Source organism: Telluria sp. RT2P19, assembly GCF_059685725.1.
In genome coordinates, this window is sequence record NZ_JCASIL010000007.1 from 42917 (window position 1) to 56430 (window position 13514).

Annotated in this window: 13 protein-coding genes; 9 read left to right on the plus strand and 4 right to left on the minus strand. The window is 66.3% G+C overall.

The genetic code is table 11. The features are described 5' to 3' along the window. The first annotated feature begins 379 nt into the window (after positions 1 to 379). Together AC56KW_RS10725 and selD are read left to right on the plus strand one after the other, a co-directional pair. Positions 380 to 1960: a DEAD/DEAH box helicase gene (locus tag AC56KW_RS10725; RefSeq protein WP_497170720.1), complete on the plus strand. Its 1581-nt coding sequence runs from the start codon at positions 380 to 382 to the stop codon at positions 1958 to 1960. Positions 1961 to 2187: 227 nt separating this feature from the next. After that, positions 2188 to 3243, plus strand: a complete 1056-nt coding sequence (gene selD, locus AC56KW_RS10730; RefSeq protein WP_497170721.1) for a selenide, water dikinase SelD — start codon at positions 2188 to 2190, stop codon at positions 3241 to 3243. Between the two features lie 148 nt (positions 3244 to 3391). Here selD and nhaR read toward each other — a convergent pair whose 3' ends face one another. Continuing rightward, on the minus strand, positions 3392 to 4333 hold the full coding sequence (nhaR, locus tag AC56KW_RS10735) for a transcriptional activator NhaR (RefSeq protein WP_497170722.1): 942 nt from the start codon (positions 4331 to 4333) through the stop codon (positions 3392 to 3394). 142 nt (positions 4334 to 4475) lie between these two features. Between nhaR and AC56KW_RS10740 the strand changes: the two genes are divergently transcribed. Next, complete coding sequence (locus tag AC56KW_RS10740; RefSeq protein ID WP_497170723.1) at positions 4476 to 5441, plus strand: TerC family protein; 966 nt, start codon at positions 4476 to 4478, stop codon at positions 5439 to 5441. Between the two features lie 65 nt (positions 5442 to 5506). Here the strand turns inward: AC56KW_RS10740 and AC56KW_RS10745 are convergent, their stop codons facing one another. Genes AC56KW_RS10745 through egtD form a run of 3 tightly spaced genes read right to left on the minus strand, consistent with a single transcriptional unit; the run spans position 5507 to position 8642 of the window. Further along, positions 5507 to 6454, minus strand: coding sequence for a YihY/virulence factor BrkB family protein (locus AC56KW_RS10745; RefSeq protein ID WP_497170724.1), 948 nt, complete (start codon positions 6452 to 6454; stop codon positions 5507 to 5509). Then, complete coding sequence (egtB, locus tag AC56KW_RS10750) at positions 6451 to 7677, minus strand: ergothioneine biosynthesis protein EgtB (RefSeq protein ID WP_497170725.1); 1227 nt, start codon at positions 7675 to 7677, stop codon at positions 6451 to 6453. Before egtB ends, AC56KW_RS10745 begins: the two co-directional genes overlap by 4 nt. Continuing rightward, on the minus strand, positions 7674 to 8642 hold the full coding sequence (egtD, locus tag AC56KW_RS10755) for an L-histidine N(alpha)-methyltransferase (protein ID WP_497170726.1): 969 nt from the start codon (positions 8640 to 8642) through the stop codon (positions 7674 to 7676). The genes egtB and egtD overlap by 4 nt, the downstream gene beginning before the upstream one ends. Positions 8643 to 8794: 152 nt before the next feature. Here egtD and AC56KW_RS10760 point away from each other — a divergent pair, with 152 nt between their 5' ends. From AC56KW_RS10760 to AC56KW_RS10785, 6 genes are all read left to right on the plus strand, one after another. After that, positions 8795 to 9409 (plus strand): class I SAM-dependent methyltransferase, encoded by a 615-nt coding sequence (locus AC56KW_RS10760; RefSeq protein WP_497170727.1) that lies wholly within the window; start codon positions 8795 to 8797, stop codon positions 9407 to 9409. A 71-nt stretch (positions 9410 to 9480) separates the two neighbouring features. Beyond that, positions 9481 to 10353, plus strand: coding sequence for a putative selenate ABC transporter substrate-binding protein (locus AC56KW_RS10765; RefSeq protein ID WP_497170906.1), 873 nt, complete (start codon positions 9481 to 9483; stop codon positions 10351 to 10353). A 16-nt stretch (positions 10354 to 10369) separates the two neighbouring features. Further along, positions 10370 to 11185: a phosphonate ABC transporter ATP-binding protein gene (locus AC56KW_RS10770; protein WP_497170728.1), complete on the plus strand. Its 816-nt coding sequence runs from the start codon at positions 10370 to 10372 to the stop codon at positions 11183 to 11185. Further along, positions 11185 to 12015, plus strand: a complete 831-nt coding sequence (locus AC56KW_RS10775; protein WP_497170729.1) for a PhnE/PtxC family ABC transporter permease — start codon at positions 11185 to 11187, stop codon at positions 12013 to 12015. Before AC56KW_RS10770 ends, AC56KW_RS10775 begins: the two co-directional genes overlap by 1 nt. Then, positions 12012 to 12806 (plus strand): phosphonate ABC transporter, permease protein PhnE, encoded by a 795-nt coding sequence (gene phnE, locus AC56KW_RS10780; protein ID WP_497170730.1) that lies wholly within the window; start codon positions 12012 to 12014, stop codon positions 12804 to 12806. The genes AC56KW_RS10775 and phnE overlap by 4 nt, the downstream gene beginning before the upstream one ends. A 12-nt stretch (positions 12807 to 12818) precedes the next feature. Further along, on the plus strand, positions 12819 to 13463 hold the full coding sequence (locus tag AC56KW_RS10785) for an ABC transporter ATP-binding protein (RefSeq protein ID WP_497170731.1): 645 nt from the start codon (positions 12819 to 12821) through the stop codon (positions 13461 to 13463). Positions 13464 to 13514: the final 51 nt, after the last annotated feature.

Here is a 13514-nt window from a genome sequence, read left to right on the forward strand (position 1 = left end):
GCAAGGCCCGCCCTCGCAGCGCTTCGCCTTAATATTGCTGTGCAGCATAGACTGCACAGTTTTAGCGTGGGTCGTGCAGAGATCCGGAAAACCCTGTATAGTACGGTTTGTGCGCTGCGACATCCCCCACCTTCAAGGCGGCAGTCAAAGCAGCGACAGCAGTACAACTAGCAGCTACGCAAACCCCAGGCAGCTCGACCAGAGCGCCTTTCCAAAGCCTCCCGCCTTGCGTGTCGTTTCCAGACACCGTCCCGGCGCAAAGCTTTTGTGCCGAAATTTCTTTCATTACTGAGTCATTTCGTTTGTTGGTTCGCGTTGCATTTTTACGTTCGCGCCACATGTGCGAACGTGCATGATTTATTCCGAAAGTAAAGAACACATGAGTTTTGAAGCACTTGGCCTGCACGCGTCCATCGTCCAGGCAGTCGCCGATAGCGGCTACACCACCCCGACCCCGGTCCAGGCGCAAGCCATCCCTGCGGCCATCGCACGCCGCGACCTCTTGGTGTCGTCGCAGACCGGTTCGGGCAAGACCGCCGCCTTCATGCTGCCGGCCCTGCACCACCTCGCCAACGCCGAGCCTGCGCCAGTCGGCAAGACCCCTGCGCAAGAAGCGCAGGCTGCCAAGGCACGTGGCGAGCGCGTCCGTTTCAAGCCGGCCCAGCCGAAGATGCTGGTCCTGACCCCGACCCGCGAACTGGCCCTGCAAGTGACCAGCAACACCGACAAGTACACGGCCCATATGCGCCGCGTGCGCTGCGTCTCGATCCTGGGCGGCATGCCGTACCCGAAGCAGATGCAACTGCTGGCCAAGAATCCTGAAATCCTCGTCGCCACCCCGGGCCGCCTGATCGACCACATGGAGTCGGGCAAGATCGACTTCTCGCAGCTCGAGATCCTGGTGCTCGACGAAGCCGACCGCATGCTCGACATGGGCTTCATCGACGACATCGAGAAAATCGTCGCCGCTACCCCATCGACCCGCCAGACCATGCTGTTCTCGGCGACCCTGGACGGTGTGGTGGGCAATATGGCCCGCCGCATCACGACCGATCCGATGACGATCCAGATCGCCAGCGCGACCAACCGCCACGAGAACATCGTCCAGCGCGTGCACTTTGTCGACGACCTGTCGCACAAGAACCGCCTGCTCGACCACCTGCTGCGCGACGAGACGCTGGACCAGGCCGTGGTGTTTACCGCCACCAAGCGTGACGCCGACATGATCGCCGACCGCCTGAACATCGCCGGTTTCGCCGCCGCCGCGCTGCATGGCGACATGCACCAGGGCGCCCGTAACCGCACGCTCGACGGCATGCGCCGTGGCAGCGTCCGCGTGCTGGTCGCGACCGACGTGGCCGCGCGCGGCATCGACGTGCCGACCATCACCCACGTGGTCAACTACGACCTGCCGAAGTTCCCCGAGGACTACGTGCACCGCATCGGCCGCACCGGCCGCGCCGGCCGCAACGGTGTCGCGATCTCGCTGGTGAACCATGCCGAGAACATGAACATCCGCCGTATCGAGCGCTTCACCCGCCAGCCGATCCCGGTCAATGTGATCGAGGGCTTCGAGCCGAAACGCAGCGCGGCGCCACGTACCGCGGCGCGTCCGGGCTGGAAGCCGGGCGACGGCCGTAGTGCCGGCAAGCCTGCGCAGCGCGGTTTCGGCAAGCCGTCGGGTTCGCAAGGCGGCTACGCCGATCGCGCTCCACGCGAAGGCTTCGCAGCCCGTCCGCAGGGCGACCGTCCTGCCGGCGAGAGCCGCTACGCCGACCGCGGTCCGCGCGAAGGCTACGCACCGCGTCCGCAAGGCGACCGTCCGGCCGCCGACCGTGCGCCACGCGATGGCAACCGCTTCAGCGCTCCACGCGAAGGCCAGGGCCAGCGCCGCGAAGGCGGCTACAAGGGCGCCCACCCGCGCTCGATGGACGGCGCGCGCCGTTCGTTCGGTGAGTAATTCCTGAACCTCTAGACGCATTTGCAGTACCCCCGTCGTCCCCGCGCAGGCGGGACCCAAGCCAGCTTGCGCCGCTACTTCCCTTGAAGTGGTGGCGCGCTGAGGAACTTGGGTCCCCGCCTGCGCGGGGACGACGTTTTTTATGTAGGCGAAGAAGACTGACGCCATCCAGCGCCCCTTGCGAACTTGCGCGATAATTCGACTACCAACGATCACCGGACCAGCCCATGAGCACTCTCGACCAACCCATCAAACTCACCTCGTTCTCGCACGGCGGCGGCTGCGGCTGCAAGATCGCGCCCGGCGTGCTGGCCGAGATCCTCAAGTCGTCCACCGGCTTCCCGGTGCCGACGGAGCTGATGGTCGGCATCGAGACCTCGGACGACGCCGCGGTCTACCAGCTCAACGACGAGCAGGCGCTGGTCGCCACCACCGATTTCTTCATGCCGATCGTCGACGACCCCTTCGACTTCGGCCGTATCGCCGCCACCAATGCGATCTCGGACGTGTACGCGATGGGCGGCACCCCGATCATGGCGCTGGCCCTGGTCGGCATGCCGATCAACAAGCTGCCGCTCGAGACCATCGGCAAGATCCTGGAAGGTGGCGCCACCATCTGCCGCGAAGCCGGCATCCCGATCGCCGGCGGCCACACGATCGACTCGGTCGAGCCGATCTATGGCCTGGTGGTGATGGGCCTGGTGCATCCGTCGAAGGTCAAGAAGAACAACGCGGCGCGCGCCGGCGACGTGCTGGTGCTCGGCAAACCACTGGGCGTGGGCGTGCTGTCAGCCGCCCTTAAGAAAGGCGCGCTGGGCGAAGACGGCTACGCCGCCATGATCGCCAACACCACCAAACTCAACAAACCCGGCCGCCTGCTGGCCGACATGCCGGGTGTGCACGCCATGACCGACGTCACCGGCTTTGGCCTCCTGGGCCACCTGCTGGAACTGGTGCGCGGCGCGCAACTGCGGGCGCAACTCGATATGCCGGCGATCCCGCTGCTGCCCGGCGTGCTGCAACTGGCGCACGACGGCTTCTTCACCGGGGCCTCGGGCCGCAACTGGGAAGCGTATGGCAAGGACGTGCAGCTGGACGACTCCCTCACCCCGGCCCAGCGCGCGCTGCTGACCGATCCGCAAACCTCGGGCGGCCTGCTGGTCGCCTGCGATCCGGCATCGGTCGACAAGGTGATAGCGCTGTTCACGCGCGAAGGGTTCGCGGACGCGGCCGTGATCGGCCGTATGGAAGCTGGCGCCGCCGGGGTCGCCGTGCGCGCCTGACTTCATGGCCGCCGGCGGCCGGCGGCGGCCGGCGCGCAAGTGCGCATCGATCGCGCATCGATCGCGCATCGATCGCTCGTTGATCGCTGGTTAGTCGCGCTTTGATCGCGTCCGAGGCCGCCGCCGTGGCGGCCATCCACGACGCGCCTCACGGCTGGCCAGGCGCCATTCCACTGTCACCTCTGGTCTCGCCCCGCGCAAACAGTTGTTCACGCGCCAGCCTGCTGATCGCGACGGTGGCCGGATGGCTCATGCGGCGCTCGGTGGTGATCGCATACACCTGCTCGACCACGGCGTCGACCTGGCCCAGCGCGACCAGCCCGTACTGGCTGCTGACCTGGGCCGCGATGACGCTTGGAGCGAAGAACACGCCGGCGCCCGAGCGGCCGAAGGCCTGGATCATCGCACTGTCGTCGAACTCCCCCACCACGCGCGGATGCACGTCGCAGCGCTCCAGCCAGCGCAGCAGGCGCTGGTGGATCGCGAAGTCCTCGCCCGGCAGCAGCATCGGCGCATTGTGCAGGCAGGCCGGAAAAGGCTGCGCGAAGGTCGCCGCCAGCGCCTCGGTGCACAAGGCCGTCATCGGGCTCTCGCCCAGCAAGTGGTTATAGGCGCGCACGCTGAAGTGGCCCGGGATCGGGCGGTCGGCGATCACCAGGTCGAGCCGGTGCACGGCCAGGTCGGCGATCAGGCTGTCGAGCCGCCCTTCACGGCAGATCAGCTTGACCGGGTCCTTCAGCCTCAGGGCCGGCTCGACCAGGTCGACCGCGATCAGTTTGGAGACCGAATCGGCGCAGCCGACGCGGTAGGACGTCGTCGCGAAAGCGTGGTCGCGCACCAGTTCGAGCAGCGCGTCGCCGGTATTGAAGATGTCTTCGGCGTAGCTCACGATGCGGCGCCCGGTATCGGTCAATTCCAGCTTGCGCCCGACCCGGCGGAACAGCTCCACGCCCAGGCTGTCGGCAAACTCGGACAGCTGGCCCGAAATCGAGTGCGGCGTCAGGTGCAGCTGTTCGGCTGCCTTCGTGATGCTGCCGGTTTTCGCCACCATCCAGAAGTAGCGCAGGTGCTTATAGTTGAGTGTCGACATCGCCCGCTCTTGTAAATATCGAAAAACTCGATCTTACATCAAACAATATTCGATTTGTACGATGTATCGGGCGACCCTATAGTGAGGTTTTTATCCACCGGAAGATTGTCATGCCACGTCGATTCACTATAAGGAGTATCCAATGAATGGATTGGAAACCATTGCAAGTCCCATGATGTGGGCCGGCTTCGTCGGCTTCGTGCTGGTCATGCTCGCACTCGACCTGTTCGTCTTCGGCGGCAACAAGGCGCACAAGGTCAGCGTCAAGGAAGCCGGCATCTGGTCGCTGGTCTGGGTCAGCCTGGCGCTGATCTTCAACGCCGGCCTCTACTTCTACCTGAAGGACACCGCCGGCGCCGAGATCGCGAGCCAGAAATCGCTCGAGTTCTTCTCGGGTTACCTCATCGAGAAAGCGCTGTCGGTCGACAACGTGTTCGTGTTCCTGCTGATCTTCACCGCCTTCCAGGTGCCGCAGCAGTACCAGCGCCGCGTCCTGATCTACGGCGTGCTGGGTGCAATCATCATGCGCGCCATCATGATCAGCGCCGGCGCCTGGGTCGTGAGCGAATTCAGCTGGGTCCTGTACCTGTTCGGCGCCTTTTTGCTGTTCACCGGCATTCGCATGCTGGTGGCGGTCGACGAAGAACCGGACGTGGCCAATAACCCGATCCTGAAGCTGGCGCGCAAGCACCTGCGCGTCGCCGATGGCGACCATGGCGAGAAGTTCTTCGTGCAAAAGGATGGCCTGCGTTACGTGACGCCGCTGTTCCTGGTGCTGATCCTGATCGAGGTGACCGACCTGATCTTCGCGGTGGATTCGATCCCGGCGATCTTCGCGATCACGACCGACCCGTTCATCGTGTTTACGTCGAACATGTTCGCGATCCTGGGCTTGCGTGCGCTGTACTTCCTGCTGGTCGACGTGGCCGACCGCTTCCACCTGCTCAAGTATGGCCTGGCGATGGTGCTGACCTTCATCGGCGTCAAGATGCTGATCATGCCGTGGTATCACGTGCCGGTGCAGGCTTCCCTGACCGTCGTGGCGGTGCTGATCGCAGGCAGCTGTATCGCCAGCCTCATGGTCAAGCCGAAGGGCGAACAGAAATAACCAGCAGGAGCTCATCGTGGGGTGGACGGCAAGCCATCCACCCCAAGGCATTCAAGGACCTTCGATCATCCCCGCGCGAGCGGCGGAATATCGCAGGTCGGCTTGGACGGCGGCTCGGCGCCGCCGGCCTGCCCTACCCGCTCGTACTCGGCGATCACCTGGGCCCCGAGCAGCAGCAAGGTCGCGGCGATCTCGAGCGAAAACATCACCACGATCGCCGTCGTCATCGAGCCATACACCAGGTTCACCTGCGACAGGGTCGAGAAATACCAGACCAGCACATGGCGCGCCACTTCCCACAGCAGCGCTGCGGTCGCCCCCCCGATGAAGGCATGCCAGACCGACAGCCGGCCCACCGGCATCACCAGGTAGATCGAGGTCAGCACCAGGATCTCGCCCGCCAGTCCCAGCAGGTACAGCAGCACCCCCGACACCCCGTCCAGCGACCACTTGTAGTTGAACAGCCAGACGCTTTCGGAGCCCATCACCTGCAGCGCCCCGGCGACCAGGGTGACCACCATGATGCCGACGCCCAGCGCCAGGATGTAACAATAAGGCAGTACGGCGGACACCATGAAATGTCGGCGCCGCACCGCGACCCGGTGCACGAAGATCACGCTCATCGCATTTTCGAGCACTGTGAACGCGAGCGAGCTGAAGAACAACATGGTGAGCGCGAGCACCCAGGTCAGTATTTGCCGATCTTGCAGGAAGTTGGCGACCTCGGCCACGATCGAGCGCGACTGCCCCGGCATCAACAGCTCGAGATAGCGGCGCAGCGTGTCGAGCAATTCGGCGGGGTCGAGGAAGTGCGACAGCACCACCACCACCAGCATCAGGAACGGGACGATCGACAGCAGCGCGTAATACGCGACCGCCCCGGCCAGCAGCAGGCCCTGGTTGGCGCGAAAGCCCCCCAGCACCTGCAGGGCGAACCTGAGCGGATGCGACAGGATATAGATATTGGCGCGCTGGTCTTTCAGGCGCGCGCGCCAGTCACGCCGGCGGCTCATCGCGCCAGCCGGATGCCGGTGAACTGCCAGCGCGCGCCGGACGGGAAGAAGTTGCGGTAGCTCGGACGCGCATGCCCTTCGGGCGTGGCGCAGGACGAGCCGCGCAGCACGTACTGGTTGACCATGAACTTGCCGTTGTATTCGCCGATGGCGCCGGGCGCCGGCGCATAGCCGGGATATGGCGCGTAGCTGCTGCTGGTCCACTGCCAGCAGGCACCGAACATCTGCTGCAGTCCGGCGCCGCTGGCGGCGCCAGGATGGTGCACCGGCAGGCCCTTGACGCCGGCCTGGCGCGCAGCGAATTCCCACTCTGCCTCGGTCGGCAGGCGCGCGCCGCGCCAGCGCGCATAGGCGTCCGCCTCGTACAGCGAAACGTGGGTCACGGGCCGCTCGGGGTCGAGCGGCTGCACGCCGTGCAGCGTGAACTCGTGCCAGCCATCGGCCTGTGCGATCCAGTACAGCGGCTGCGTGATCTCGCCCGAAGAGACCCGGTCCCAGCCCTCGGCCAGCCACAGCGCCGGATCGCGGTAGCCGCCGGCCTCGATGAATGCGCGGTATTCGCCATTGGTGACGAGACGCGAGGCCAGCGCGAACGGCGCCACATAGGTGCGGTGGCGCGGCAGCTCGTTGTCGAAGCAAAAGCCGCTGCCGCCATAGCCGATCTCGGCCAGGCCGCCTTCGAACGGCATCCACTCCAGCGGCGGCGCCGGTTCGGAAGCCGCCAACGGCTCGGCCGCATAGGCGGGATACAGGGGATTTTGCGCCAGCAGGTGCTTGACGTCGGTGAGCATCAGCTCCTGGTGCTGCTGCTCGTGCTGCAGGCCCAGTTCGACCAGGGCCGCCAGTTCGCCGTCGATGCCGCGCGCCAGCAAGGCGTCCATGCGGCGGTCGACGTCGTGGCGGTAGGCCTTGACTTCGGCCAGCGAAGGGCGCGTCAGCAGGCCCCGATGCGGGCGCGGATGCTTGGCGCCGACACCGTTGTAGTAGGAATTGAACAGTACCCGGAAGGCCGGATGGAAAGGCGCGAAACCAGGCTCGCGCGGCTCGAGGATGAAGGTCTCGAAGAACCAGGTGATGTGCGCCAGGTGCCACTTGAGCGGGCTGGCGTCGGGCATCGACTGCGCGCAGCAATCCTCGTCGGACAGCGCCTCGGCCAAGTGCAGCGAACGGCCGCGCACCCTGGCGAAGGTGCGGGGCAGGCTCTCGTCGCGCAGCATGTTCATGCGGGGATCGCCTGCGCGTGGATCACGGCGAACCAGCGCTGCGGATCGGTCCAGACGCGGGTGGCCTCGAAGCCGGAGCGCTCCAGCAGCCCGATGGCGTCGGCCTGCTGGTATTTATAGCTGTTCTCGGTGTGGATGCACTCACCCGCCTCGAAACGGCGCTCGCCGCCGCGCCAGTGCACCTCTTGCGCGCTGCGCGCCTCCAGGTGCATCTCGATCCGTCCCCGCGCCGCATTGTAGAAGCCGTGGTGCTTCCATTGGCGGATGTCGAAGTCGGCGTCGACCAGGGTGTTCACGTGGCGCAGGATGTTCAGGTTGAAGGCGGCGGTCACGCCCAGCGCGTCGTCGTAGGCGGCGTCGAGCGTGGCTTTATCCTTGGCCAGGTCGATGCCGATCAGGATGCCGCCATCCGGGCCGCATTGCGCGCGCAGGCGCATGAGGAATTCCTGCGCCTGCTCGGGCGTGAAATTGCCGAGCGACGAACCCGGATAGAAGAACAGGCGGCGCTCGGCGCGCACCAGTTCGGGCAGCGCGAAGCGGTTCGAGAAATCCATGCCCAGCGCGTCCATCGCGATGCGCGGAAAACGCTGGCGCAAGCGCGCCAGGGCCTCGTGCACGAATTCGCTGGAGATATCGACCGCCACGTATTGCGCCGGCTGCAGCAGCGGGAACAAACTCGCTGCCTTGGCGCAATTACCGGCGCCCAGGTCGATCAGGGTGGAGCCCAGTCCGGCCACACGCGCGATCTCGGCGCCATGGCGCTCGAAGATCGCGGCTTCGGTGCGGGTCGGGTAGTACTCGGGTAATTCGCAGATCGCCTCGAATAGCTTGGAACCGAGCGCGTCGTACAGGAACTTGGGCGAAATGCAGGCCTCGGCGGCCAGCAGGCCGGCGTGAAGCTCTTCGGCGTCGTGCGCATTGACCACGCTCGCTCCGAGCTCTTCCGATGTGCAGGATGTCAGCATAAGGTTTATCATTCGTGCCGCCACGCCGCACCATGCGATATGGCATGTAAGTATTGCTGTTTTTGCCATCATAGCGGAATCCCCCGATTCGCTGTGCGCGCGACAATTCAAGCGTGCAGGCGCCTTTCCCTGCGATCTTTCTTTATTTCAATATGGACCCGCGACTTCATTGGGAGACGGTGTACCGCACCAAGGCGCCGGACGCGCTGAGCTGGTACGCCCCTCACCTGGACACCTCGCTTGCGTTGATCGGGCGCAGCGCCAGGTCGACCGCGTCCGCGATCATCGACGTCGGCGGCGGCGAAGCCACGCTGGTCGACGACTTGCTGGCGCGCGGCTACGCCGACGTGTCCGTGCTGGACATCTCGGCCGAGGCGGTCAGCGTTGCCCGCGGGCGCCTGGGTGTGCAAGGCGACAAGGTCGACTGGCTCGTCGCCGACATCACACGGGCCGATTTGCCGCCGCGACGCTATGATGTCTGGCACGACCGCGCCGTGTTCCACTTCCTGCTCGAGCCCGGGCAAAGGGCGGCGTACGTACGTCAGGTGGCGCGCGCCATGCGCCCTGGCGGCAGCGTGATCGTCGCCACCTTCGGCCCCGAGGGCCCCACCAGGTGCAGCGGCCTGGAGATCGTGCGCTATGACGCCGAAGGCCTGCACGACGAATTCGGCCCGGGGTTCCGGCTGGTGGAAAGCGCGATCGAGCTGCATCGCACGCCATTCGGCACCACGCAGCAATTTGTCTATTGTTTTTGCCGCGTGGAATAGTTACTTGGCACGGCCCCCCGTATAATTCGATTCCGCGTTCAACCAACCATCAATAAGAGCCAACCATGACCATGTCCTTCCGCCGTCAAGTTCTGAAAACCTTGTGCGCCGCCGTCGCCGGCGCCATGCTGGTCGCCGGCGCGGCTTCAGCCCAGAGCAACGGCGTGCTGCGCGTCTCGGCCATTCCCGACGAATCGCCGACCGAACTGCAGCGCAAGTTCAAGCCGCTGGGCGACTACCTGGCCAAGGCCACCGGCCTGAAGGTCGAGTTCACCCCGGTGACCGACTACGCCGCCTCGGTCGAAGGCCTGATCAACCGCAAGATCGACATGGTCTGGTTCGGCGGCTTTACCTTCGTGCAGGCGAATGTGCGCAGCAAGGGCCAGGTCACCCCGCTGGTGCAGCGCGAGGAAGACGAAAAATTCCGCTCGGTCTTCATCACCACCGCGCCGGGCATCACCAAGCTGGAAGACCTGAAAGGCAAGACCCTGGCCTTCGGCTCGGAATCGTCGACCTCGGGCCACCTGATGCCGCGCTCCTTCCTGTTGCAAGCCAAGATCAATCCGGACGCCGACCTGAAGCGCATCGCCTTCTCGGGCGCGCATGACGCCACCGTGGCGGCCGTGGCCGGCGGCAAGGTCGATGCCGGCGCACTGAACATCTCGGTCTGGGAAAAGCTGGTCGAAGGCAAGAAGGTCGATCCGAAGCAGGTGCGTGTGTTTTACACCACCCCCGGCTACTTCGACTACAACTGGACCGTGCGCAGCGACATGGACCCGGCGCTGAAGAAGAAGATCACCGACGCCTTCCTGGCGCTGGACGGCTCGACCGCCCAGGGCAAGCAGATCCTCGACCTGCAGCGCGCCACCCGGTTCGTGCCGACCAAGACCGCCAACTACGGTGCGATCGAAGCCGCCGCGCGCAATGCGGGCCTGCTGAAGTAATTCGGGGAGGCACACCGTGGCGACCTACCGCCTGCGCGGCCTGACCGTGCGCCACCTGGCCGGCAGCCGCGCGCCGGTCCTGCACGCGCTCGACCTGACGATCCGCGCCGGCGAGCAAGTCGCCTTGATCGGCCCTTCCGGGGCCGGCAAGACCACCCTGCTGTCCACGCTCGCCTGTGCCCACCGGCCGGCCGAGGGCGTGCTGGAAATCTTCGGCCAGGCCCCCTGGCAGCTAGGCGGCGCCGACCGTCACCACTTGCGTTCGCGCTTGTTCCTGGCCCCGCAGGCGCCGCCGCTGCCGCCGCGCCAGCGCGTGGTGACCGCGGTGCTGGCCGCGCGCCTGCCGCACTGGTCGCTGTGGCAGGCCCTGGCCTCGCTGGTGCGCCCGCAGGATCCGGCCGCGGCCCACGCCGCGCTGGCGCGCTTTTCCTTGGGCGACAAGCTGTATGCGCGGGTAGACCGCCTGTCGGGCGGCGAACGCCAGCGCTGCGGCCTGGCGCGCCTGCTGCTGTCGAACGCCGAAGCGCTGCTGGTCGACGAACCCATCTCGGCCCTCGACCCGGCGCTGGCGCGCCACACTCTCGCGACCCTGCGCCAGGAAGCGCAGCAACGCAATGCCACCCTGGTGTGCAGCCTGCACCAGGTCGACCTGGCGCGCGAGCAGTTCTCCCGCCTGGTGGGCCTGCGCGACGGCCGCATCGTGTTCGACGCCCCACGCGAAGAGGTCAGCGACGCCATGATCGCCGAGTTGTACGCCAACGAGCAGGTCGACCCGCAGCCGGCAACGCCGCACGACACGCCGGCCCAGATCGCCGTCGGCGCCTGTTTCTGATGAAGGATGCAGTAACCCTCCACCGCGATCCCGCGTGGCGCGCGCGCGTCACCTGGGCCGCAGTCTCCATCGTGCTGCTGTATCCGCTGCTGGCGGGCGCCGAATTCAAGCCCTGGCTGCTGTTCGATGCGCAAAGCCTGCGCGCGGCCGGGATGTTCCTGTCCGGTTTCCTGGTGCCCTCCGTCGAACCTGAATTCCTGGCGATGGTGCTGCGCGAGACCTGGCAGACGGTCGCCATCGCCACCGCCGGCCTGACCCTCGCGCTGCTGGTGGCGATTCCCGCCACCTTCGTGATCACCGAACGTCTGTCGATCTCGCGCCTGGGCACCGGCCGCGTGCAGCCGTTCGCCACCGCCGTGCGCCAGATGCTGCGCTGGATCCTGATGATCCTGCGCTCGGTGCCCGAACTCGTCTGGGCGCTGCTGTTCGTGCGCATCGTCGGCCTCGGCCCGACCGCCGGCGTGCTGGCGATCGCGCTGTCGTACAGCGGCATGCTGGCCAAGGTATATGCCGAGATCCTCGAATCGAGCGACGCCCACGCCACCGACGTCCTGCTGGCCAATGGCAGCGGGCGACTGCCGGCGCTGCTGTACGGCGCCCTGCCCGATTCCAGCGCCGAACTGGTGTCGTACACCGTTTACCGCTGGGAGTGCGCAATCCGCGGCTCGGCGGTGATGGGCTTCGTCGGCGCCGGCGGCCTGGGCCAGCGCCTGGACGAGTCGACCAAGATGATGGCCGGCAGCGAAGTCGCCACCATGCTGATGGTATTCGTGCTGCTGGTCGCTTGCGCCGACCTGGTCTCGAAGATGCTGCGCCGGAGGCTTGGATGACGCCCTCTTCGCTGCCACCTGCCCCGCCGCGCGACATCCGCACCTGGCTGATCCTGGCCGGCCTGGCGGCGCTGGTCGTGGCCAGCTTCGCTTCGCTGCCGCTGCAGTGGAGCGCGTTCTTCACCGCCGAGGCGATCGACTCCGCCAGGGAGTTCCTTTCCGGGTTCGCCCCGCCCGAAACAGGCACGCCCTTCTTGCACAAGACGCTCGGCGCGTTGTGGGAGACGCTGGCCATGTCGGCCATCGGCACCCTGCTCGCCGCGCTCATCGGCCTGCCGCTGGCGCTGGCCGGCGCCGGCCGGCTCGGACGCGTGGCGCGCGCCGCGACGCGCCTGGTGCTCAACGTGCTGCGCTCGATTCCCGAGCTGGTGTGGGCGGCAGTGCTGCTGGTGCTGGCCGGCCTGGGGCCGATGGCCGGCACCCTGGCGCTGGCCGCGCACACCGCCGGGGTGCTGGGGCGGCTGTTCGCCGACGCCCTGGAAAACGTCGAGCCGCACGCCGAGCAGACCCTGCGCACGAATGGTGCGCGGCCGCTGGCGGCCTTCCTGTACGCTACGCTGCCCCAGGCGCTGCCGCAGATGCTGTCGTATACGCTGTACCGCTGGGAGAATAATATTCGCGCGGCGGCGGTGCTGGGCGTGGTCGGGGCCGGCGGCCTGGGCCAGATGCTGAAGTACCACCTCTCGCTGTTCCAGATGCCCAGCGCGGCCACCGTGGTGATCGCGATGCTGGTGCTGGTGGCGCTGGTCGATGCGGCGAGCTACGCCCTGCGCCGCGCCCTGACCCGATAAGCCGACTCCTTCATGCTCGAACTCGACCAGCTCACCAAATCCTACGGCGGCCGCACCGTGCTCGCGCAACTGTCGCATGTGTTCAAGGCCGGTGAGTTCGTGGCGATCATGGGCGAATCGGGCGTCGGCAAGTCGACGCTGCTGAACCTGATCGCGGGGCTCGACACGCCCGACGGCGGCCAGGTGATCGTCGACGGCACGCCGATCTCGCGTCTCAATGACGACGCCGCCACCCGCCTGCGGCGCACCCGCATGGGCTTCATCTTCCAGGCCTTCCACGTGCTGCCGCACCTGACCCTGCGCCAGAACGTGGCGCTGCCGCTGCTGCTGAACAAAGCGCCGGGCGCACGGGCCGATGCGATGCTGGACGCCGTGGGACTCGGTGGACGCGGCGATGATTTTCCGCGCCAGCTGTCTGGCGGAGAACTGCAGAGGGTCGCGATCGCGCGCGCCCTGGTGCACCGTCCGGCACTGCTGCTGGCGGACGAACCGACCGGCAACCTCGATCCGGAAACGGCCGAAGGCATCCTGCGGCTGCTGCGCCTCGAAACCCGCACCCATGGCGCCGGCGCCATCATGGTCACCCATTCCCACGCCGCGGCCGCCATGGCCGACAAGGTCCTGCTGCTGACGCATTCCGGACTTAAATTGGCATAAATTCCCAGAAGAAACGCGACATTGCGGCATTTTTAGTTAAATTTTACGAGG

Coding starts and splice junctions, on each gene's coding strand:
- AC56KW_RS10725 (WP_497170720.1), top strand. CDS start 380: ATGAGTTTTGAAGCACTTGGCCTGCACGCGTCCATCGTCCAGGCAGTC.
- selD (WP_497170721.1), top strand. CDS start 2,188: ATGAGCACTCTCGACCAACCCATCAAACTCACCTCGTTCTCGCACGGC.
- nhaR (WP_497170722.1), bottom strand. CDS start 4,333: ATGTCGACACTCAACTATAAGCACCTGCGCTACTTCTGGATGGTGGCG.
- AC56KW_RS10740 (WP_497170723.1), top strand. CDS start 4,476: ATGAATGGATTGGAAACCATTGCAAGTCCCATGATGTGGGCCGGCTTC.
- AC56KW_RS10745 (WP_497170724.1), bottom strand. CDS start 6,454: ATGAGCCGCCGGCGTGACTGGCGCGCGCGCCTGAAAGACCAGCGCGCC.
- egtB (WP_497170725.1), bottom strand. CDS start 7,677: ATGAACATGCTGCGCGACGAGAGCCTGCCCCGCACCTTCGCCAGGGTG.
- egtD (WP_497170726.1), bottom strand. CDS start 8,642: ATGCTGACATCCTGCACATCGGAAGAGCTCGGAGCGAGCGTGGTCAAT.
- AC56KW_RS10760 (WP_497170727.1), top strand. CDS start 8,795: ATGGACCCGCGACTTCATTGGGAGACGGTGTACCGCACCAAGGCGCCG.
- AC56KW_RS10765 (WP_497170906.1), top strand. CDS start 9,481: ATGTCCTTCCGCCGTCAAGTTCTGAAAACCTTGTGCGCCGCCGTCGCC.
- AC56KW_RS10775 (WP_497170729.1), top strand. CDS start 11,185: ATGAAGGATGCAGTAACCCTCCACCGCGATCCCGCGTGGCGCGCGCGC.
- phnE (WP_497170730.1), top strand. CDS start 12,012: ATGACGCCCTCTTCGCTGCCACCTGCCCCGCCGCGCGACATCCGCACC.
- AC56KW_RS10785 (WP_497170731.1), top strand. CDS start 12,819: ATGCTCGAACTCGACCAGCTCACCAAATCCTACGGCGGCCGCACCGTG.